A 20,657-nucleotide genomic window follows, 5' to 3' on the forward strand; every position below is an offset into this window, starting at 1 on the left:
AAATCAACGGATTGAGGGCATTATCTGCCCGTTCGCGCTCAGGAAATCCACACAGAAAAGGAAACAACCTTGAAGACTCTGTACACAGCCGAAGCATTGGCATCCGGCGAAGGCCGCGACGGCAACGCCCGCAGCAACGACGGCAAGCTGGACGTCTCCCTCGCCAGCCCGGTGGAACTGGGCGGCAACGGCCAGGGCACCAACCCCGAGCAGCTCTTCGCCGCCGGCTACGCGGCCTGCTTCCACTCCGCGCTCCGCCTGGTGGGCCGCAAGGAACGCGCCGATCTCAGCGACTCCGCCGTGGCCGCCAAGGTCCACTTCGGAGCCCTGGAGGGCCGTGAAGGCTACGGACTGGCCGCCGAGCTTGAAATCGCGCTGCCTGCCCTGGACCGCGTCACCGCCGAAGCCCTCATGGCCAAGGCGCACCAGATCTGCCCCTACTCCAATGCCACCCGCGGGAACATCGCCGTGGACATCAAGCTCGTGGAGTTCGCAGCATGAGCGCCGCGCTGCCCACCGTCTCCCGCGAAATCCAGCTCGCCTCGCGTCCGCTCGGCCGCCCGGCCCAGGAGAACTTCCGCATCGCCGAGTCCGGGGTTCCAGAGCTGCAGGACGGCCAGGTGCTCGTCCGCAACCAGTTCATGTCCGTGGACCCGTACATGCGCGGCCGCATGAACGACGCCAAGTCCTATTCGGCGCCCTTCCGCCTGGATGCAGCGCTCGACGGCGGCGCGGCAGGTGAGGTGATCGCGTCCCGTTCAGACGCGCACAAGGTGGGTGACGTCGTCGTGCACCAGCTGGGCTGGCGCGAATACGCGGTGGTGGACGCTGCGGCGGCCACGCCGGTGCCGGCCGGGCTGGCCCCGACCTCGGCGTTCCTGGGTGCCCTGGGCATGACCGGGCTGACCGCCTATGCGGGACTGCTCAAGGTGGCCGAGTTCAAGGCCGGCGACGTGGTGTTCGTTTCCGGGGCCGCAGGTGCTGTCGGCTCCATGGTCGGCCAGATTGCCAAGGCCATGGGCGCATCGAGGGTGATCGGCAGCGCCGGTTCGCCCGACAAGGTGGCGCGCCTGCTGGACCTCGGCTTCGACGCCGCCTTCAATTACAACGACGCTCCCGTGCTGGAGCAGCTCCAGGCCGCGGCGGGGGAGGCCGGCATCGACGTCTACTTCGACAACGTGGGCGGCGAACACCTCGAAGCCGCGCTCTCCGTCCTGAATGCAGGCGGCCGCGTAGCCATGTGCGGCGCCATCTCGCAGTACAACTCCACCGAGCCTGCCGCGGCACCGCGCAACCTCGCCGTGGCCATCGGCAAGCAGCTGACCCTGCGCGGGTTCCTGGTCGGCGGACAACGGCAGCACGCCGCGGAATTCGCCGCCAAAATGGCCGTCTGGCTCCGCGACGGCACCGTCCGTTACGACGAAACCATCGTGGACGGACTCGAAAACGCGCCGCAGGCCTTCATGGACCTGCTGGACGGGGCCAACACCGGAAAGATGCTCGTCCGCCTGTGACTTGCGCACCCGCCTACTGCTTGGTAACAAAAGGTCAACAATCTGCCCTGGAGGGCTGATTTCTGCTACCGGCCTGTGGTCCACGCCACTAGTGTGGAAGTATCAGTGCGCTTCGGCGCAGTGCTGCGAAGCATCAGTGAAAACAGAATTTCTGCCCTGGGTATTCGAAACGGACACTCATTGACCAACCGTCGTAGCGCCAATCTCTTTCTTCCTGGAGGAAAATTGAAGAAACCAATGCGTGCCACCCTGAAGCGCGGTTCAATTGCCGGAATTGCTACCGCGGGTGCGGCAATGCTCGTGCTCAGTGGCTGCGGTGCGGCGCCCGATGCCGGTTCGGGCAGTGCCACGAAAAGCAGCTTCACGGGATGTATAGTCTCCGACTCCGGCGGATTCGATGACCAATCCTTCAACCAGTCCTCCTACGACGGGCTGAAGAAGTCCGAGAAGGACCTTGGCATCACGGTCAAGTCCGCCGAATCCAAGGCCAACAGCGACTACGAAACCAACCTGAACGGCATGATGAGCGCAGGCTGCAACCTGACCTTCACGGTCGGCTTCCTCCTGGGCGACGCCACCAAGGCCGCCGCCGCGGCCAACACGGATAAGCACTTCGCGATCATCGACTTCGCCTACGATGCCCCCATCGCCAACGTGAAGCCGGTTGTCTACGACACCGCCCAGGCTGCCTACCTGGCAGGCTACGCGGCCGCGGCAACGTCGAAGACCGGCAAGGTAGGTACCTTCGGCGGCATCAAGATCCCCACCGTGACCATCTTCATGGACGGTTTCTACGACGGGGTCCAGGCCTACAACAAAGCCAAGGGCAAGTCCGTCCAGGTGGTTGGCTGGGACAAGGCCACCCAGGACGGCTCGTTCACGGGTGACTTCGAGAAGCAGGACACCGGCAAGCAGGTCACCAAGAACCTGCTGGACCAGGGTGCGGACATCATCATGCCCGTCGCCGGTCCGGTCGGCAAGGGTTCGGGCGCCGCGCTCAAGGAAGCCAAGGCGGCCGGCAAGGACGTCAAGCTCATCTGGGTTGACTCCGACGGTTACCTGACTGCTCCCGAGTACAAGGACCTCATGCTCACCTCCGTGATCAAGCAGATGGGCGAGGCCGTTGAGGCGGTCGTCAAGGACGACAAGGACGGCAAGTTCAGCAACGCCGCCTACGTCGGCACCTTGGCCAACGACGGCGTCGCGATTGCTCCGTTCCACGACCTCGATTCCGCGGTTTCCGCCGAAACGAAGTCCGAGCTGGACGCGCTGAAGGCAGACATTGTCTCCGGCAAGCTGGTCGTCCAGTCGCAGGCAAGCCCCAAGAAGTAAACAATTCCTGGACGCGCCGCCAGTACCGTGACCGCGGTACTGGCGGCGCGTTTTTGCCCTGACTAAGCTGTGCCCAAAGCTCATGGGCTTTTGAGCAATGCAGCCGTCCCTCGGACTAAAGAACGGTGGGAGTTGTGAAACTCGAATTGAAAGGGATCTCGAAAGCATTCGGGACCTTTTACGCCAACCAAGACATCGACCTTGTGGTCGAATCCGGCCAGATCCACTGCCTTCTCGGCGAAAACGGAGCCGGAAAATCCACTCTCATGAATGTGCTGTACGGACTCTATGAGCCCACGGCCGGCCAGATCCTGGTCGACGACAAAGTTGTGGCCTTCCGCGGCCCCGGTGATGCCATGGCCGCCGGCATCGGCATGGTGCACCAGCACTTCATGCTCGTCCCCGTGTTCACGGTCGCCGAAAACGTGGCCCTGGGCGCCGAGCCCACCACGCTGGGCGGCGTGCTCAGCATCGACGAAACCCGCAAGAAGATCCGGGACATCTCCAAGCAATACGGCTTCGACGTCGATCCGGACGCCCTGATTGAGGACCTCCCTGTCGGCGTGCAGCAGCGCGTGGAGATCATCAAGGCCCTCGTCCGCGAAGCCAAGGTGCTCATCCTGGACGAACCCACGGCCGTGCTGACACCGCAGGAAACCGACGAGCTGCTTGACATCATGCGCCAGCTCAAGGCTTCCGGAACCTCCATCGTGTTCATTTCGCACAAGCTGCGCGAAGTGAAGGCCGTCTCGGATGTCATCACGGTTGTCCGCCGCGGCAAGGTGGTGGGCGATGCGCCCCCCACGGCTTCGGCCGCGGAGCTCGCCTCCATGATGGTCGGCCGGCCCGTGAGCCTGAGCCTGGACAAGGCCGCCGCCCAGCCCAAGGAAACCACGTTCGTGGTGGAGAACCTGACGGTCCGGGCGCCCAACGGCACCAACGTGGTGGACGGCATCAGCTTCGACATCGCACAGGGCGAGATCCTCGCCGTCGCCGGTGTCCAGGGCAACGGACAGACCGAACTGACCGAGGCGATCCTGGGTATTCAGGCGCATGCCACGGGTTCCATTACCCTCGACGGCAAGCAGCTCCTGGGCCTGCCGGTCAAGGATGTGCTGCGATCCGGCGTCGGCTTCGTTCCCGAAGACCGCACCGTGGACGGGCTGGTGGGCCCGTTCTCTGTTGCGGAGAACCTGGTGCTGGACCTCTACGACCGGGCCCCCTTCGCCAGCGGCATCAGCATGAAGCCCGCCAAGGTGGCCGAAAACGCCAAGGCAAAGATCGAGGAATTCGACATCCGGACGCCTTCGGCCGGCTCCGCCGCCGGAACGCTATCCGGCGGCAACCAGCAGAAAGTGGTCATGGCCCGGGAACTGTCCCGGCCGCTGCGGCTGTTCATCGCGAGCCAGCCGACGCGCGGCGTGGATGTCGGCTCCATCGAGTTCCTCCATAAGCGCATCGTTGCCGAACGCGACGCCGGCACGCCCGTCATGATCGTCTCCACCGAACTCGACGAAGTGATCGAGTTGGCGGACCGGATTGCCGTGCTCTACAAGGGGAAGCTGGTGGGCATTGTCCCGTCAGGAACTCCCCGCGACACCCTTGGCTTGATGATGGCCGGCGTCGGCCCGGAAGGAGGCTCCGATGACCAGTAGCGACCAGTCCAGCAACGATCAGTCCAGCAAGGACAAGACTCCCGCGGAATCCGCGGCGGAAGTTCAAGCGGCGGACATCGCGCTCGACACGGCCGGCGGCACCATGGAACCTTCGCTGGTTCCGGTTTCCTCGCAAAGCGGCGACACCGGGCACCTGCAAGGCAGCCTCATGCGCCGGATCGTCATGGGCAACGGCTTCGTGTCCGTCCTGGCCGTGGTGGTGGCACTGTTCCTGGGCGGTCTCCTGATCGCCAGCACGGACAGTGAGGTCGCACGCACCTCGAGCTACATCTTTGCGCGGCCGTCGGACTTCCTGCTGGCTCTCTGGGAAGCCATGACCAAGAGCTACGTGGCCCTGTTCCAGGGCTCGGTGTTCAACCCGCGCCAGGGCTTCCAGCCGCTGCTCGAAACCATGACCGTGGCCACCCCTCTGATTTGCGCCGGCCTGGGCGTGGCCCTGGCTTTCCGCGCCGGCCTCTTCAACATCGGCGCCCAGGGCCAGATCATCATGAGTGCCACGCTGGCCGCCTACGCCGGCTTCACCTGGCATCTCCCCTTTGGCCTGCACCTGCTTCTGGTAATTGTCATGGGTGTCATCGGTGGTGCCTTCTGGGGCGCGATCGTGGGCATCCTGAAGGCGAGGACAGGGGCTCATGAGGTCATTGTGACCATCATGCTGAACTATGTGGCCCTGTTCCTGCTGGACTTCCTGCTGAACACGGCAGCGTTCCGGCGGCCGGGGGACAACAGCCCCATTTCACCGAGGCTCGATGAATCGGCCACTTACCCGCTGCTGATTCCGGGTTCCCGGCTGCACCTGGGCTTCATCGTGGCCCTGGCTCTGACGTACGGCGTGTGGTGGCTGCTCAACCGGTCCACCATCGGCTTCGAGTTCCGGGCCGTGGGCGCGAACCCCATCGCGGCACGGACCGCAGGGGTCAAGGTCCCGCAGGCCACCATCCTGGTGATGGCCATGGCCGGCGCACTCGCCGGTTTCGGCGGTGTGGCACAGGTGGCCGGAACCGAGAAGGTCCTCACGGGCGGCGTCGCCGCCCAGATCGGCTTCGACTCGATCACCGTGGCGCTGCTTGGCCGTTCCACGCCGTGGGGCACGTTCTTCGCGGGCCTGCTCTTCGGGGCCTTCCGCGCCGGCGCCGTGCAGATGCAGATCCAGACCGGAACTCCCATCGACATTGTCCTGGTGGTCCAGTCCCTGATCGTCCTGTTCATCGCGGCACCCCCGCTGATCCGCTCCATCTTCAGGCTTGAGACCAAAAAGAAGAAGAAGACGCCCAAGGCAGCCCCGAAGGCCGCCGTCGCCAACGCCACCGGAGGTGCCAAATGAGTGCCGCAACAACCGCTCCCAAAGCTCCGGCCGGCGCACCCGTTCCCGGCCTCGGATTGCGCCCGTCGATGAAGGTGCCGCTATCGCTGGGCATCCTGGCGCTCGTGGCCCTGGTCTTCTTCGGCCTGCTGGGCCCGGACCAGACGGCCGAAATGAAGATCAGCGATCCGGATGACGCCATCGCGCTGCCCGCACTCATGATCCCGGGCCAGGCCGGCGGCATCCTGCTCGCCGTGCTGCTGCTGGCCATGGCGGCCTATGCGGTCTACCTGTGGACCCGCGGACAGCGCTCACCGAAGTGGCTGCCGATCGCGTTCGCCGTGGTGTTTGTCTTCGCCCTGCTCGTCTGGATCGTTGCCGGCGCACGCCAGCCGTCCATTTCCTTGGCAGGGCTGGTGGCGGGTTCCGTGACGCTGGCTGTTCCGCTGGTGTTCGGTTCGCTGTCCGGAGTCCTGTGCGAGCGTGTGGGCGTGGTCAACATTGCCATTGAGGGCCAGCTCCTCTTCGGCGCCTTCACGGCGGCACTCGTTGCAACCGTCACGCACAATGCCTATGTGGGGCTTCTTGCCGCCGCCGCGGCCGGTGCCTTGGTGTCCATGGTCCTGGCAGTGTTCAGCATCAAGTACCTCGTCAACCAGATCATTGTGGGCGTGGTCCTGAACGTGCTGGTTTCCGGCCTTACGGGCTTCCTGTTCGGCACGGTCATGGTCCCGAACAAGGAGCTGTTCAACACCCCGGCCCGGCTGGACATCCTGCCCATCCCGTTGCTCTCCGACATCCCGATCATCGGGCCCATCCTGTTTGAGCAGTCCGTTGCCGGCTACCTCATGTACGTGGCCGTCGCCGTCATCTGGTTCGGCCTGTTCAAGACCCGCTGGGGCCTGCGCGTCCGGGCCGTGGGGGAGCACCCCCAGGCCGCCGACACGCTGGGCATCAACGTCAACGCCACCCGCTTCTGGAACGTGACGCTGGGCGGTGCTGTTGCCGGCATCGGCGGCGCCATCTTCACGCTGGTGACGATCGACTCCTTCACCAAGGAGATCTCCGGCGGCCGAGGCTTCATCGCCCTGGCGGCCCTGATCTTCGGCCGCTGGAACCCCATCGGCGCCTTCCTGGCCTCGCTGCTCTTCGGCTTCGCCTACAACCTGCAGTCCATCCTGGGCATCATCGGCACCCCCGTGCCGAGCCAGTTCATGGCCATGCTGCCGTACCTGGTGACGATCTTCGCCGTCGCCGGTCTGGTGGGCAGGTCGAGGCCACCTGCGGCCAGCGGCATACCGTACGTGAAGGGCTGAGCCTTGGCTGACACCGACGTGGATTGGAAAGCGCTGGAGTCGGCCGCCGTTGCCGCCATGGAACGGGCCTACGCGCCGTATTCGCGGTTCCCGGTGGGGGCGGCGGCCCTCACCGAGGACGGCCGGATCATCAGCGGCTGCAACGTCGAGAATGCCAGCTACGGCCTCACCCTCTGCGCCGAGTGCGCACTGGTGGGGCAGCTCCACATGAGCGGCGGCGGCCGCCTGGCCGCCTTCTATTGCGTGGATTCCAAAGGCAACGTGCTCATGCCCTGCGGGCGCTGCCGGCAGCTGCTGTACGAGTTCCGGGCGCCGGGCATGCAGCTCATGACAACGCAAGGTATCAAGACCATGGACCAGGTGCTGCCCGATGCCTTCGGTCCGGAACATCTGGAGGAGACCCGGTGACACAAGCAAGCGAACCGTTTGATGCTGTCCAGATCATCAGCATCAAGCGGGACAAGGGCACCTTGAGCCCGGAGCAGATCGACTGGACGGTGGATGCCTACACCCGTGGCGTGATCGCCGAGGAACAGATGGCAGCCCTGAACATGGCCATCCTGCTCAACGGTATGGACCGCGCCGAGATCTCACGCTGGACGGCGGCGATGATCGCCTCGGGCGAGCGGATGGACTTCTCCGCGTTGAGAAGGCCCGACGGCGGCATGAAGGCCACCTCGGACAAGCACTCCACCGGTGGCGTGGGGGACAAGATCACCCTGCCGCTGGCACCGCTGGTGGCCGTCTTCGGCGTGGCCGTGCCGCAGCTTTCGGGCCGCGGACTCGGTCACACCGGCGGCACGCTGGACAAGCTGGAAGCCATTCCGGGCTGGCGTGCGGCACTAAGCAACGACGAGATGATGGCCCAGCTGCAGGATGTGGGTGCCGTCATCTGTGCCGCAGGTGCAGGGCTTGCCCCGGCGGACAAGAAGCTCTACGCGCTCCGTGACGTCACGGGCACGGTGGAGGCCATTCCGCTCATTGCGTCCTCGATCATGAGCAAGAAGATCGCCGAGGGCACAGGCTCGCTGGTGCTCGACGTCAAGGTCGGCTCCGGCGCCTTCATGAAGGACCTGGCCAAGGCCCGCGAGCTCGCCGAGACCATGGTGGCGCTGGGCAAGGACGCGGGAGTCCACACGGTGGCGCTCCTGACCAACATGGAGACGCCGCTGGGGCTCACCGCCGGCAACGCCATCGAGGTGGAGGAGTCCGTGGAAGTGCTGGCCGGCGGCGGCCCGGACGACGTCGTTGAACTGACCCTCCGGCTCGCGGAAGAAATGCTGGCGGGGGCCGGAGTGCACGGCGCCGATCCCGCCGCCGCGCTCAAGGACGGCCGCGCCATGGACGTGTGGAACCGCATGATCGAGGCACAGGGCGGCGACCCGCGGGCCAAGCTCTCCGAGGCCAGGGAATCCGAGACGATCTACGCGCCCGCAGACGGCGTGCTCGTGGGGCTCGACGCCTTGTCCGTGGGCGTTGCCGCCTGGCGCCTCGGTGCAGGCCGGGCCCGGAAAGAGGACATCGTGCAGGCCGGGGCCGGGGTGCGCATGCACGCCAAGCCGGGTGCCACCGTGCGTGCGGGCGAGCCCCTCATGACGCTCCTGACGGACACGCCGGAGAGGTTCGCGCGGGCCAAGGAAGCCCTCGAGGGAGCCGTCGTCATTGCACCGGAGGGGTCTCGCCCCGCGCAGCAGCTGATCATCGACCGGATCGCCTAGCGTTACCGCCCAACTTGCTCCCCAACCTCGCTGCGCTCGGCCGGGGCCCCTCGCAAGTTAGGCTGGGTCTCTCCCGGGTTGTCCGTTTCGGGCTGCCCGGGAGAGCAAGCATCCGGCTGCCAGTGGGGGAGCCGCAACCGTGAGGAAACCGTGCAGGCCATCAACGACTTCATCCTGGCAGCCGCAGGACAGCCCTGGGTGCTTCTGTTGGTGCTTGCCTGTTGCGTGATCGACGGCTTCTTCCCGCCGATCCCCAGCGAATCGGTAGTGGTGGGCCTGGCTGCCGTCTCCGCCACCGCCGGCGTGCCCAATGCCTGGCTCCTGGTGCTTGTCGCCGCCATTGGCGCCTTCTCCGGCGACAACCTTGCCTACCTGATCGGACGCAAGGTGGGCGTGCAGCGCTGGCGGTGGATGCGCACGCAGCGCATGCAGGGCGCGTTCCGCTGGGCCGGCCGCGAATTGCGGCGCCGGGCAGCCTCCCTGATCATGGTGGCCCGATTCATTCCCGTCGGCCGTGTGGCCGTAAACCTGACCGCCGGAGCCACGCACTTCAGCCACGGCAAGTTCGTGGCGCTCACCGCCATGTCGGCCGTCCTATGGGGCGGATATTCGGTGGTCATCGGCGTGTTTTTCGGGCAGTGGTTCGAACACAACCACCTGCTCGGAGCCATCATCGCCATCGCCTGTGCCGTGGTCCTTGGCATCATCATCGACCGCGTCATCAGCAAGGTCCGCGGTTCGGTCCCTTTGGAGGGGGAGAACATCCCCGAAGAGGATGCGCCGCCTCCACCCTTGGTATGACGCTCACGACGCCGGAAGATCCGCCCACGGGAGGACGCCGGAACGTGCCGTCCCCCGGTAGCGTTAAGGCTGTGTCCCCTTGGCCGGGGCGTAGCGAACGACGCCCCGGCCATGCGACACTAAGAGCGACTTCCGTCACAGTGTCAAGTCATACTCGTCTAGGAGCCATACCGCGTGGAGTTTATTAATGAAGCCGTGCTCCATGCAGCCGGACAGTGGTGGATCTACCCGCTACTGCTCGTCTTCTTTTTTGTCGACGGCTTCGCGATGGTGGTTCCCAGCGAGACCCTCATTGTTGCCCTCGCGGCCTTCTCCCGGCACAGCGGCGAACCCAATCTGTGGATTCTGGGACTGACCGCCCTCGTCGGAGCCATGGCCGGGGACAATATGGCCTACCTGCTCGGCCGCAAGATCGGCTTGGAGCGCTGGCGATGGATGCGCAAGCCCAAGGTTCAGAAGGTGTTCGCTTGGGCACGGTATGAGCTGGAGAAGCGGGGCGCCGTGCTCATCTTCACTGCCCGCTATATCCCGTGGGGCCGTGTGGCCGTGAACTACGTGGCGGGCACTACGGCTTTCCCGCGCCGGAGGTTTTTCCTGCTAGACGCCTTCGCGTGCGTCACCTGGGTGGCGTATTCCATCGGGATCGGCATTCTGGCAAGTTCCTTCCCCTGGCTGCACCACAACCCCCTGCTGAGTGCCGGCATTGCCGTGGTTTTCGCCGTCATTCTGGGCATCGTGATCGACCACCTTCTGCGCTGGTGGCACAAGCGCCTGGGCCGCCATGACGCCCGGCCCGCCGTCGTGGAGGCCCCGGCCGCTGAATCAGCCACAGCCACCGCAGCCCCGGCCGCCACCACGGCCGCCGAGCCTGCCAGGAACTAGCGCCGGACGGGTGCCGACCCCAGCGCCCCAGCGCGCCCCCCTAGCTCGCAAGTCCCCATCGGCTCCCAAACTTCGCTTCGCTCAGTTCGGGGCCCTCGCCGATGTGGGCCCCCGCCCGGGGACCCCTGCGCGCTAGTCTTAGTACGTGACTGAGCCCATTGTTGACGCTGCCCCTGCCCTCGACTTCGATCTGAAGAGCCTGCCGAAGGTTTCCCTCCACGACCACCTGGACGGAGGACTGCGCCCGGCCACCATCATCGAGCTGGCCCAGGCCGTCGGCCACACCCTGCCCTCCACGGATCCCGTGGCGCTGGGCGAGTGGTTCCGCGAGTCCGCTGACTCCGGTTCCCTGGTCCGCTACCTCGAAACCTTCGATCACACCATCGCCGTGATGCAGACCAAGGAAGGCCTGGCCCGCGTGGCCAAGGAATTCGTTGAGGACCTTGCCGACGACGGAGTCGTGTACGGCGAAGTCCGCTGGGCACCCGAGCAGCACCTTCAGAAGGGCCTGACCCTGGACGAGGCCGTCGAGGCCGTGCAGGAAGGCCTGGAAGCCGGCGTCGACGCTGTGGAGGACAGCGGCCGCCAGATCCAGGTGGGCCAGCTCATCACCGCGATGCGCCATGCCGACCGTGGCCAGGAAATCGCCGAACTGGCCGTCCGCCACCGCAACACCGGGGCCGTGGGCTTCGACATCGCCGGCGCCGAGGACGGCTTCCTGCCGTCCCGCTTCAAGGACGCCTTCACGTACCTCGCCGAGAACAACTTCCCCGCCACGGTTCACGCCGGCGAGGCCGCAGGCCTGGAGAGCATCCAGTCCGCCCTCGTGGACGGCCGCGCCCTGCGCCTGGGCCACGGCGTGCGCATCGCCGAGGACATCCTGGTCGAGTTCGAGAACAACTCGGAGGACGACGGCGAGGAAACCGTGGGCATGGTGACGCTCGGCAACGTGGCCTCCTGGGTCCGCGACCGCGGCATCGCCCTGGAAATCTGCCCCTCCTCGAACCTGCAGACCGGCGCCATCGCCGCCTTCGGTGAGGACATTGAAAGCCACCCGCTGGACATGCTCTTCCAGCTCGGCTTCAACGTCACCATCAACACGGACAACCGCCTCATGAGCGGAGTGACGCTGACGGACGAATTCGAGCTCCTCGTCGAAACCTTCGACTACGACCTCGATGACCTCCTGGAGCTCACGCTCAACGCCGCCGAGGCAGCGTTCCTGCCCCTGGACGAGAAGGAAGCGCTGGTCGAGTACATCAACGACGCCTATGCCAACCTCGCCTAGCAACAGCAACAGCAACAGCTACAGCAACGGGATGGCTGTCGTCGAGCTCGTAGCTGCCATCGCGGCCCTGCGGGAACATTGCCCGTGGACCGGTGCGCTCACCCACGAATCGCTGGTGGAGTACCTGGTGGAAGAAGCCTACGAAGTGGTGGAGACCATCGAGGCTGGTGCTGCGGGTTCCGGCGGCGTGGGTCCGGGCTCTCCCGATGAACTCCGCGGCGAGCTGGGCGACGTGCTGCTCCAGGTGGTGCTGCACGCCCGGCTCGCCGAGGAACACGGCCGCTTCGCCTTCGACGACGTCGCCCACGGGCTGTATGCCAAGATGGTGCGCCGCAATCCGCACGTGTTCAAGGCCGACGGCTCGCTGCAGGAGACCTTCCCCGCCACGGTGGAGGAAATCGAGCAGAAGTGGGATGCCGTCAAGCGGGCCGAGAAACCGGAGCGTGCCGATCCCTTCTCCGGAATCCCGGCGCACCTTCCGGCCTTGGCCCGTGCGCAGAAGTCACTGGACCGGGCCGCCCGCGCGGGCCTGCCGGCCGGCCCCAACGCCGTGGTGGCCGCCGTCGGGATCCCAGGGATCCCGGCCACTGAGGACGCCCTCGGCGAGCTGCTGCTGGCCGTCGTTGCCGCTGCCAGGGAGCAGGGGTTCGACGCCGAACGCGCCCTCCGCGGGGCCGTGCGGCGCTACCAGGGGAGCGTTGACGGCTCTTCATGACATGAGAAGCCGGACACCGTTCCGTAACGGGCGCCACTCTCGACTACGCTAGTAGCGACGAGGACGTCTTGATTTTCCCTCTAGATTCCCAGTAAATCGCTTCACCATAAGGAGCACATCCATGGCCATTATCGATGCCATCCACGCCCGCGAGATCCTTGACTCCCGCGGCAACCCGACTGTAGAAGTTGAGGTCCTGCTCTCCGATGGCCAGATCGGCCGCGCTGCAGTTCCCTCCGGTGCCTCCACCGGCGAGCACGAAGCCGTTGAGCTCCGTGACGGCGACAAGGGCCGTTACCTTGGCAAGGGTGTCCAGAAGGCCGTTGACGCCATCATCGACGAGATCTCCCCGGCCCTGATCGGCTTCGACGCCACGGACCAGCGCAGCATCGACCAGGCCATGATCGACCTCGACGGCACCCCGAACAAGGCGAAGCTCGGCGCCAACGCCATCCTGGGCGTTTCCCTGGCCGTTGCCAACGCCGCCGCCGCTTCGGCAGACCTGCCGCTGTACAAGTACCTGGGCGGCCCGAACGCCCACGTCCTGCCGGTCCCGCTGATGAACATCCTCAACGGTGGCTCGCACGCAGACTCCGACGTGGACATCCAGGAATTCATGATCGCCCCGATTGGCGCCGAGACCTTCTCCGAAGGCCTGCGCTGGGGTGTTGAGGTCTACCACAACCTCAAGTCCGTCCTGCAGGCCAAGGGCCTCTCCACCGGCCTGGGCGACGAGGGCGGCTTCGCGCCGAACCTGCCGTCCAACCGCGCCGCACTGGACCTGATCCAGGAAGCCATCACCAACGCCGGCTACACCCCGGGCAAGGACATCGCCCTGGCCCTGGACGTCGCCTCCTCCGAGTTCTTCAAGGACGGCGCCTACCAGTTCGAGGGCAAGGCACTCTCCGCCACCGAAATGAGCGCCTACTACGCCGAACTCGTTGCCGACTACCCGCTGGTTTCCATCGAGGACCCGCTGGACGAGAACGACTGGGAAGGCTGGAAGACCCTCACCGACACCATCGGCGACAAGGTCCAGCTGGTGGGCGATGACCTGTTCGTCACCAACCCGGCAATCCTGCAGCGCGGCATCGACACCAAGACCGCCAACTCGCTGCTGGTGAAGGTGAACCAGATCGGTTCCCTGACCGAAACCCTGGACGCCGTTTCCCTGGCCCAGCGTGCCGGTTTCACCACCATCACCTCGCACCGCTCCGGCGAAACCGAGGACACCACCATTGCTGACATCGCCGTTGCCACCAACGCGGGCCAGATCAAGACCGGTGCCCCGGCCCGCTCCGAGCGCGTCGCCAAGTACAACCAGCTGCTGCGCATCGAAGAGGAACTCGACGACGCCGCTCGCTACGCTGGACGCAGCGCGTTCCCGCGTTTCAAGGGCTAATACCCGTAGAAACAACTGACCGGTGGCTATGGTGGAATGACCATAGCCACCGGTTCTGTTTAAGGTCCGCCCTCCGATCCGCGGGCCACCACGCAGTTCACAGCACGCGCAGCAACCCGCCAGGCAAGCACCGGGCATTACAGGAGTGTCATGGCCACCCGCCGACCCAAGGTTCCCCGGGCCGATGCCCTGGGCAGGCAGCCACAGGACAAGCAGCCCCAGGACCGGCAAACACAGGACAAGGCCGACGGCGGCCAGGTCATCCGCGCCGACTTCGGCGGCACCCGCCAGGGCCCCGCCGCAACGTCTCCCGCCGCAGCCTCGCACGCGACTGCAGCGTCCGACGGCGGCAAGGCGGCCAAAGCTCCGAAGGCGGGGACTGCCAGGAATCCGGCCGGCAAAGGTTCGGCCGCCAAGTCTTCCGCCTCCAAGTCCTCCGCCGCGAAGGCGCCCCATGCGAAGGCTGCGTCCGCTGCGGCAGGCAAGACCGGCGTCGGCGGCTCCGATGAGACCCCGCAGCACGATCCCGTCCCGGCCAAAGCGTTCTCCGGACGCATGCTGGCCCTCGCCGTCGTGATGATTGCGATCACCATCATGCTGGCCCCTACGGTGAAGATCTTCTTGGAGAAACGTGCCGAGATCTCGGCGCTCGAGGCCGAGATCGAGAGCAAGAAGAGCGAACAGGCCGAGCTCAACAAGCAGCTCTCGCGCTGGCAGGATCCCAACTACGTGAAACAGCAGGCCCGCGACCGCATTAACATGGTTATGCCGGGTGAAACGGGCTACTGGGTGTTCGGCGGAGATGTTCCGGCCGGGACGCCGGGTGGCCGCACCGGCTCAGGAGCTTCCGGAAGCCCGGCAAATCTGCCTTGGGTGGACGCGTTGTGGGAGTCCATCAGAAGATCGGCAACAGACTAGACGCGGTGCCCGCCGCCGTCGTGTCCGCACTGGACACGGCCACCAGGGAAGGAAGGATGGCAGCGCAGTGGAACAGAACACGGCAGCCGTGCCGCAGGAATCCCGCCAGCCATCAGCACACGACCTCGAGGTGCTCAGCCGCCAGCTCGGCCGGCCGGTGCGCGACGTCGTAGAAATCCCCGCGCGCTGTGTGTGCGGCAACCCGCTGGTCGCCGCCACCGCGCCGCGCCTCAGCAACGGGACACCGTTCCCCACCACGTTCTACCTGACCCACCCGGTCATCACCTCAGCCGTGTCCCGGCTGGAGGCCGCCGGGCTCATGAACGAGATGAACGATCGGCTCACAGCGGACGAGCCCCTGGCCGCCGCGTACCAGGGTGCGCACGAGGCCTACCTCCAGGCCCGCAATGACATCGCCGGACGCTCCGGTACCGGTGCCGTACCGGAAATCGACGGCATCTCGGCCGGTGGCATGCCCACCCGCGTCAAGTGCCTGCACGTCCTGGTGGGCCACTCGCTGGCAGCCGGTCCCGGCGTGAACCCGCTCGGCGACGAGGCCATCGAGGCCATCAGCGAGTGGTGGACCAAGGACCGCTGCTACTGCGACGGCGCCTGGGACACCGCGGGGGAGGCCCCGTCCCGGGACCTCAGCCGCCACGGGCCACAGGGCCTGCCGGACATTGTGGGCCGCCCGGCCCCGGTGCGGAAGTCCAAGACGGACGCCGCCAGCCCTGCGGACGCGGCTGCCAACGCCGCCGGCGCTGCCGACGCAAACCTTGCCGGGGGCGAGGCATGAGCCGCGTGGCCGCCATTGACTGTGGCACCAACTCCATCCGCCTGCTGATTGCCGACCTTGCCGCCAACGGGGCCACGGCGCCGTTGGCGGACGTGGTCCGTGAAATGCGCGTGGTTCGCCTTGGCCAGGGCGTGGACGCCACGGGCGAACTGGCTCCGGAAGCGTTGGAGCGCACGTTCGAAGCTACACGGGAATACGCAGGGCTGATCAAGGAACACGGCGCCGGGCGCATCCGCTTTGCCGCTACCTCGGCCACCCGTGATGCCCGCAACCGCAGTGTCTTCGTGGACGGCATCCGCGAGCTGCTTGGCGTGGAACCCGAGGTCATCTCGGGGGATGAGGAAGCGGCCCTGTCCTTCGCCGGCGCCAGCAGTGTGTTGCCGGCCCGCGAAGGCGACGCCATCCTGGTGGTCGACCTGGGCGGTGGCAGCACCGAGTTCGTGCTGGGCGACGCCACCGGCGTCATCGCCGCCAAGTCCGTGGACATCGGCTGCGTGAGGCTCACCGAACGGCACCTGCGTAACGACCCGCCGACGCCGGAGCAGATCGCCGCGGCGGAAGCCGACGTCGACGCCGCCATTGAGCTCGCATCCTTGACGGTCCCGCTTGGCCGGGCCACCGCCGTCGTCGGCGTTGCCGGATCCATCACCACCATCACCGCCCATGCGCTGGGACTCGAGGAATACCAGCCCGGGCGCATCCATGGTGCGCGGCTGGACCTCGGCACCATCAGCGATGCCGCCACGAGCCTGCTGGAGATGAGCCGCGACGAGCGGGCCGCGCTGCCCTACATGCACCCCGGCCGGGTGGACGTGATCGGAGCGGGCGCCCTCGTCTGGCGCCGCATCCTGGAGCGGGTGGCAGCCGCCAGCGGCGGCGCCATCACCGGCGCCGTGTCCAGTGAACACGACATCCTCGACGGCATCGCCCTGAGTATCAGATAGGCGAACCGGCCGGGACTGCCACGCAGAGACCGCCAAGCGCCCCGACTTCCAGCTGATGGGACCCCCGAATGACCCCGCGACACCAACGGAGCCGCCGGACCGTTTCCGCTGCCCTCGCTGCCCTGCTCGCAGGCGGCAGCCTGGCCGCGGGGCTCTTCACCGCGCCTGCGGCCTTCGCAGATTCCTGGCGGGACAAGGAATACTGGCTCAAGGAATCCGGCATCTCCAACGCCTGGCAGGTTTCCAAGGGCGCCGGAGTCAAGGTGGCGATCATCGACAGCGGCGTGGAGGGCGACCACCCGGACCTGAAGGGGGCGGTGGTCGGCGGCACCGACGTTTCCGCGGCCGGCACCCCCGACGGCCAGAAGGGCATCGGCTCCAAGACCGAACACGGAACGCTCGTGGCCACCATGCTGGCGGGCCGCGGCCACAAGACGGCCACCGCGTCCCCGTCCCCGTCCCCGGGCGCGGCAGCAGGGGGACCGGACGGCATCATCGGCGTGGCGCCCGAGGCCGAACTCCTCACCGTCTCCGCGTGGCTGGGCTCCCCGAACCCCGGCGGCAAGTCGGACCAGGAACAAATCCCCGACGCCGTGCGGTGGGCCGTGGACAACGGCGCCAAGGTCATCAACATTTCGCTCGGCAGCACCTTCACCGATTGGCCGCAGAGCTGGGACGCAGCGTTCCTGTATGCCGAACAGAAGGACGTGGTGATTGTGGCCGCCGCCGGGAACCGGATCGGCGGCAGCATCCAGGTGGGCGCGCCGGCCACCATCCCCGGCGTGCTGACCGTGGCGGGCCTGGACCGCTCGGGCAAGGCCAGCGTCGATTCGTCCTCGCAGGGCATCAGCATCGGGGTGGCGGCCCCGGCCGAGAACCTCGTGGGCGGCCTCCCGGACGGGGGCTACGCAGAATGGGCGGGAACCTCCGGCTCCGCGCCCATAGTCTCCGGCGTGGCCGCGCTGATCCGCTCCAAGTGGCCGGAGATGACTGCCAAGCAGGTCATCAACCGGATCGTCACCACGGCCAAGGACGCAGGTACCCCCGGCAAGGACCCGATCTACGGCTTCGGGGTGCTGGACGCCGAGGGCGCACTGAAGGCCGATGTTCCCGAGACAGGGGCCAACCCGCTGGGCTCCATCGCGGATTGGATCCGAGTCCACCGCCGGGGTGATTTCTCCGCGCCCACCCCGGAACCGAGCGAGAGTCCCAGCAGTGCCGAGCCCACGCTGCCCAACCCCACGGTGCCTGTAGCCAAGGCGCCGGCACGGGTTGACGACGCCCTTCCGGCGGCCGTTGTACTGGGCTTCGGAAGCCTGTTCCTGGCCATCGTGATCGGCGCCGCCGTGCAGCTGCGACGCACCTACAAGAACCCTCCAGCGGCGCCGGAAGAGGCCGAGACCGGGACCCTCAACAGGGTGGAACCGCCCACCCCGACATAGTTAGTGAAGTTTTTCACAAGGTGTTGTATTCTGTATCCATGGCAACCACCCCTGAGCTCATTGACCGTCCCCGTGTTCTCGTTGTCGGCGGCGGTTACGTCGGCCTGTACGTAGCACTCAAGCTGCAGAAGAAGATCGCGAATGCCGGTGGCATCGTCACCCTCGTTGATCCCCTGCCCTACATGACGTACCAGCCCTTCCTTCCCGAAGTGGCTGGCGGCAACATCGAGGCACGCCACGCCGTCGTCTCCCACCGCCAGCACCTCAAGCAGACCGAGCTCCTCCAGGGCCGCGTCACCAGCATCGACCACGCCAACCGCACCGCGGTTGTTGCCCCGGCCGATGGTGGCGCACCGTTTGACGTTCCGTACTTCGACGTCGTGATTGCTGCCGGCGCCATCACCCGCACCTTCCCGATCAAGGGCCTCGCGGACAAGGGCATCGGCCTGAAGACCATCGAGGAAGCCGTTGCGCTGCGCAACAAGGTCCTTGAGCGCATCGAAGCCGCCTCCACCATGACGGACGCCGCTGCCCGCGCCAAGGCCCTGACCTTCGTGGTTGTGGGTGGCGGTTTCGCCGGCATCGAATGCATCACCGAAATGGAAGACCTGGCCCGCGCCGCGGTCAAGAACAACCCGCGCATCAGCCAGGAAGAAGTCCGCTTCGTCTTGGTCGAAGCCATGGGCCGCATCATGCCCGAGGTCACGGCACCGCAGGCCGAATGGGTTGTGGAGCACCTCCGCAGCCGCGGCATCGAAGTCCTGCTGAACACCTCGCTGGACAGCGCCGAAGGCAACCTCAAGCTCATCAACCTGCCGGAGAAGACCCTGGCCCAGGAAGTCGAAGCGGACACCCTCGTGTGGGCCGCCGGCGTGCAGGCCAACCCGATGATCCGCTCCACCGACTTCCCGCTGGAGCCCCGCGGCCGTGTCCGCGTCCTCCCGGACCTGCGCATCGCCGGCGACGAAGGCATCATCGACAACGCCTGGGCCGCCGGCGACATCGCCGCCGTCCCGGACATCACGGGCAGTGGCCTGCCGGACGGGACCTGCGTCCCGAACGCGCAGCACGCACTGCGCCAGGCCAAGCGCCTCGCGAAGAACCTGTGGGCCTCCCGCTGGGACAAGCCCCTGGTCGACTACAAGCACAAGAACCTGGGTGCTGTTGCCGGCTTCGGCGAGTGGAAGGGTGTTGCCAACATCAACATCGTCGGCCGCATCGGCCTCAAGGGCGGCCTCGCCTGGCTGGCACACCGTGGCTACCACGGCATGGCCATGCCCACCGTGGAGCGCAAGATCCGCGTGATCCTCGGCTGGATCCTTGCGTTCTTCATGGGCCGCGACACCACGCAGCTGATCGACCTGGACAACCCGCGCGGCGCCTTCGTGGCCGCAGCAACCCCGGCTCCCAAGCCGGCCGCTGCTCCCGCACCGGCTGCCGAGAAGCCTGTGGAGGCTCCCGCCGAGCTCAAGACCCCGGTATCGGCTGACGCCAAGTAGCCCACGCCCGACGGCGGCCGCCCCCTTCTGGGGAGTGGCCGCCGTCGTCGTTTAACCGTCGTCGTTTAGGCTGTCCTCATGGCTGGCGAAAGCGATTTGAAGACCCTGCTTGAATCCCTGCATCCGGTGGTCCGCGACGGCGACTACGTCTATGCGCTCTGGCCGCACGGCAAGCCCCTGGAGGGCGCGGTGGAGGCCGCAGTCCGGGAAGCCGAAGGGCTGACCGTGGTCCTGCGCCGCGAGGAGGCGGACAGGCTCGGTCTGGCGTACGACTTCGTGGCCGCCTGGATCACCCTCCAGATCCATTCCGCGCTGGAGGCGGTGGGACTCACCGCCGCCGTAAGCACGGCGCTGACCGCCGCCGGGATCAGCTGCAACGTCCTGGCCGGCTTCCATCACGACCATCTCCTGGTGCCCGCCGGGGAGTCCGGCCGTGCGATGGAGGTGCTGGCGCTGCTGGGCCGTGGGGTCCTGCTGCGGACGGAGCGGGCCGAGGACCGCGAGGCCATCCTGGAACTGACGGCGCAGGCCTTTTCGATCTCGCCGGTGACGGGGTTGCCCGTGGCCGGGGCGCCCGTGGAAGTGGGCCTGCTGCGTGAGCTGTTCGAATGCGGAGGCTACCTGCCGGAGTTCAGCATCGTGGCCGAGATCGGCGGCGACATCGTGGGCCATGTCATCAGCACCCGCGGCTCGGCTGGAAGCCTCGAGCTGCTGGGGCTGGGGCCGATCAGCGTCCTGCCCACGCTGCAGCGGCGCGGCATCGGATCGGCGCTCATGCGCGAGACGGCCGCGCGGGCCGCGGCGGCGGGGGAGAAGGGCATCGCCCTGCTGGGCAGCACGGAGTATTATCCGCGCTTCGGCTACGTGCCGGCCAGCTCGCTTGGGATTGAAGCCCCGGACCCTGCCTGGGGTGACCACTTCCAGCTGCTGGCACTCCCAGGCTGGCCTGACGGCGCCCGCGGGACGTTCCGCTATGCCGAGCCGTTCCAGGGTCTCTAGCGGGAATACTCCTCCGGCTGGGATACCATGGTGCGGGCGCCCCAGTAGCCCAATCGGCAGAGGCAGCGGACTTAAAATCCGCTCAGTCCGGGTTCGAGTCCCGGCTGGGGCA

The 20,657-nt window shown here is 66.7% G+C and carries 19 protein-coding genes and 1 tRNA gene; all 20 read left to right on the plus strand.

Features of this window, described 5'->3' with window-relative positions; translation table 11 throughout:
* The first annotated feature begins 69 nt into the window (after positions 1 to 69).
* The 20 genes from NVV90_RS05590 (at position 70) to NVV90_RS05685 (ending at position 20,657) form a co-directional block, all read left to right on the plus strand.
* Positions 70 to 501, plus strand: coding sequence for an organic hydroperoxide resistance protein (locus NVV90_RS05590; RefSeq protein WP_258440201.1), 432 nt, complete (start codon positions 70 to 72; stop codon positions 499 to 501).
* Complete coding sequence (locus NVV90_RS05595; protein ID WP_258440202.1) at positions 498 to 1,514, plus strand: NADP-dependent oxidoreductase; 1,017 nt, start codon at positions 498 to 500, stop codon at positions 1,512 to 1,514. The genes NVV90_RS05590 and NVV90_RS05595 overlap by 4 nt, the downstream gene beginning before the upstream one ends.
* A gap of 237 nt (positions 1,515 to 1,751) precedes the next feature.
* On the plus strand, positions 1,752 to 2,846 hold the full coding sequence (locus NVV90_RS05600) for a BMP family protein (protein ID WP_258440203.1): 1,095 nt from the start codon (positions 1,752 to 1,754) through the stop codon (positions 2,844 to 2,846).
* Positions 2,847 to 2,980: 134 nt separating this feature from the next.
* Positions 2,981 to 4,501 (plus strand): ABC transporter ATP-binding protein, encoded by a 1,521-nt coding sequence (locus tag NVV90_RS05605; protein ID WP_258440204.1) that lies wholly within the window; start codon positions 2,981 to 2,983, stop codon positions 4,499 to 4,501.
* Positions 4,491 to 5,846 carry an ABC transporter permease gene (locus NVV90_RS05610; protein ID WP_258440205.1) on the plus strand — a complete coding sequence of 452 codons (1,356 nt, stop codon included), beginning with the start codon at positions 4,491 to 4,493 and terminating at the stop codon, positions 5,844 to 5,846. The genes NVV90_RS05605 and NVV90_RS05610 overlap by 11 nt, the downstream gene beginning before the upstream one ends.
* Positions 5,843 to 7,141, plus strand: coding sequence for an ABC transporter permease (locus NVV90_RS05615; protein WP_258440206.1), 1,299 nt, complete (start codon positions 5,843 to 5,845; stop codon positions 7,139 to 7,141). The genes NVV90_RS05610 and NVV90_RS05615 overlap by 4 nt, the downstream gene beginning before the upstream one ends.
* Before the next feature lie 57 nt (positions 7,142 to 7,198).
* Complete coding sequence (locus NVV90_RS05620) at positions 7,199 to 7,549, plus strand: cytidine deaminase (RefSeq protein WP_396125388.1); 351 nt, start codon at positions 7,199 to 7,201, stop codon at positions 7,547 to 7,549.
* Positions 7,546 to 8,859, plus strand: coding sequence for a thymidine phosphorylase (locus NVV90_RS05625; RefSeq protein ID WP_258440208.1), 1,314 nt, complete (start codon positions 7,546 to 7,548; stop codon positions 8,857 to 8,859). The genes NVV90_RS05620 and NVV90_RS05625 overlap by 4 nt, the downstream gene beginning before the upstream one ends.
* A 150-nt stretch (positions 8,860 to 9,009) precedes the next feature.
* Positions 9,010 to 9,660 carry a DedA family protein gene (locus NVV90_RS05630; protein WP_258440209.1) on the plus strand — a complete coding sequence of 217 codons (651 nt, stop codon included), beginning with the start codon at positions 9,010 to 9,012 and terminating at the stop codon, positions 9,658 to 9,660.
* Positions 9,661 to 9,834: 174 nt separating this feature from the next.
* Positions 9,835 to 10,542 (plus strand): DedA family protein, encoded by a 708-nt coding sequence (locus NVV90_RS05635; RefSeq protein ID WP_258440210.1) that lies wholly within the window; start codon positions 9,835 to 9,837, stop codon positions 10,540 to 10,542.
* A 145-nt stretch (positions 10,543 to 10,687) separates the two neighbouring features.
* Positions 10,688 to 11,830, plus strand: a complete 1,143-nt coding sequence (locus tag NVV90_RS05640) for an adenosine deaminase (protein ID WP_258440211.1) — start codon at positions 10,688 to 10,690, stop codon at positions 11,828 to 11,830.
* 31 nt (positions 11,831 to 11,861) lie between these two features.
* Entirely contained in the window at positions 11,862 to 12,545 is a 684-nt protein-coding gene (locus NVV90_RS05645) for a MazG nucleotide pyrophosphohydrolase domain-containing protein (protein WP_258440212.1), read from the plus strand.
* Between the two features lie 121 nt (positions 12,546 to 12,666).
* The gene (eno, locus tag NVV90_RS05650; RefSeq protein WP_258440213.1) at positions 12,667 to 13,947 is read left to right on the plus strand and encodes a phosphopyruvate hydratase; all 1,281 of its coding nucleotides are present in this window, start codon (positions 12,667 to 12,669) and stop codon (positions 13,945 to 13,947) included.
* Between the two features lie 150 nt (positions 13,948 to 14,097).
* Positions 14,098 to 14,865 carry a septum formation initiator family protein gene (locus NVV90_RS05655; protein WP_258440214.1) on the plus strand — a complete coding sequence of 256 codons (768 nt, stop codon included), beginning with the start codon at positions 14,098 to 14,100 and terminating at the stop codon, positions 14,863 to 14,865.
* A 67-nt stretch (positions 14,866 to 14,932) separates the two neighbouring features.
* Positions 14,933 to 15,661, plus strand: a complete 729-nt coding sequence (locus NVV90_RS05660) for a DUF501 domain-containing protein (RefSeq protein ID WP_258440215.1) — start codon at positions 14,933 to 14,935, stop codon at positions 15,659 to 15,661.
* Entirely contained in the window at positions 15,658 to 16,605 is a 948-nt protein-coding gene (locus NVV90_RS05665; protein ID WP_258440216.1) for a Ppx/GppA phosphatase family protein, read from the plus strand. The genes NVV90_RS05660 and NVV90_RS05665 overlap by 4 nt, the downstream gene beginning before the upstream one ends.
* A gap of 68 nt (positions 16,606 to 16,673) precedes the next feature.
* Positions 16,674 to 18,047, plus strand: coding sequence for a S8 family serine peptidase (locus NVV90_RS05670; protein ID WP_258440217.1), 1,374 nt, complete (start codon positions 16,674 to 16,676; stop codon positions 18,045 to 18,047).
* A gap of 38 nt (positions 18,048 to 18,085) precedes the next feature.
* The gene (locus tag NVV90_RS05675; protein ID WP_258440218.1) at positions 18,086 to 19,546 is read left to right on the plus strand and encodes an NAD(P)/FAD-dependent oxidoreductase; all 1,461 of its coding nucleotides are present in this window, start codon (positions 18,086 to 18,088) and stop codon (positions 19,544 to 19,546) included.
* Between the two features lie 78 nt (positions 19,547 to 19,624).
* Positions 19,625 to 20,545 carry an N-acetyltransferase gene (locus tag NVV90_RS05680; RefSeq protein ID WP_258440219.1) on the plus strand — a complete coding sequence of 307 codons (921 nt, stop codon included), beginning with the start codon at positions 19,625 to 19,627 and terminating at the stop codon, positions 20,543 to 20,545.
* Between the two features lie 38 nt (positions 20,546 to 20,583).
* Positions 20,584 to 20,657, plus strand: a tRNA-Leu gene (locus NVV90_RS05685).

The organism is Arthrobacter sp. CJ23 (assembly GCF_024741795.1).
Classification (GTDB): Bacteria; Actinomycetota; Actinomycetes; order Actinomycetales; family Micrococcaceae; genus Arthrobacter.

Excerpts from the sequence above, each read along its gene's own strand:
- NVV90_RS05655 (WP_258440214.1), top strand. The coding sequence starts at position 14,098 with ATGGCCACCCGCCGACCCAAGGTTCCCCGGGCCGATGCCCTGGGCAGG.
- NVV90_RS05615 (WP_258440206.1), top strand. The coding sequence starts at position 5,843 with ATGAGTGCCGCAACAACCGCTCCCAAAGCTCCGGCCGGCGCACCCGTT.
- NVV90_RS05670 (WP_258440217.1), top strand. The coding sequence starts at position 16,674 with ATGACCCCGCGACACCAACGGAGCCGCCGGACCGTTTCCGCTGCCCTC.
- eno (WP_258440213.1), top strand. The coding sequence starts at position 12,667 with ATGGCCATTATCGATGCCATCCACGCCCGCGAGATCCTTGACTCCCGC.
- NVV90_RS05595 (WP_258440202.1), top strand. The coding sequence starts at position 498 with ATGAGCGCCGCGCTGCCCACCGTCTCCCGCGAAATCCAGCTCGCCTCG.
- NVV90_RS05665 (WP_258440216.1), top strand. The coding sequence starts at position 15,658 with ATGAGCCGCGTGGCCGCCATTGACTGTGGCACCAACTCCATCCGCCTG.
- NVV90_RS05620 (WP_396125388.1), top strand. The coding sequence starts at position 7,199 with ATGGAACGGGCCTACGCGCCGTATTCGCGGTTCCCGGTGGGGGCGGCG.
- NVV90_RS05610 (WP_258440205.1), top strand. The coding sequence starts at position 4,491 with ATGACCAGTAGCGACCAGTCCAGCAACGATCAGTCCAGCAAGGACAAG.
- NVV90_RS05600 (WP_258440203.1), top strand. The coding sequence starts at position 1,752 with ATGCGTGCCACCCTGAAGCGCGGTTCAATTGCCGGAATTGCTACCGCG.
- NVV90_RS05675 (WP_258440218.1), top strand. The coding sequence starts at position 18,086 with ATGGCAACCACCCCTGAGCTCATTGACCGTCCCCGTGTTCTCGTTGTC.
- NVV90_RS05680 (WP_258440219.1), top strand. The coding sequence starts at position 19,625 with ATGGCTGGCGAAAGCGATTTGAAGACCCTGCTTGAATCCCTGCATCCG.
- NVV90_RS05645 (WP_258440212.1), top strand. The coding sequence starts at position 11,862 with ATGGCTGTCGTCGAGCTCGTAGCTGCCATCGCGGCCCTGCGGGAACAT.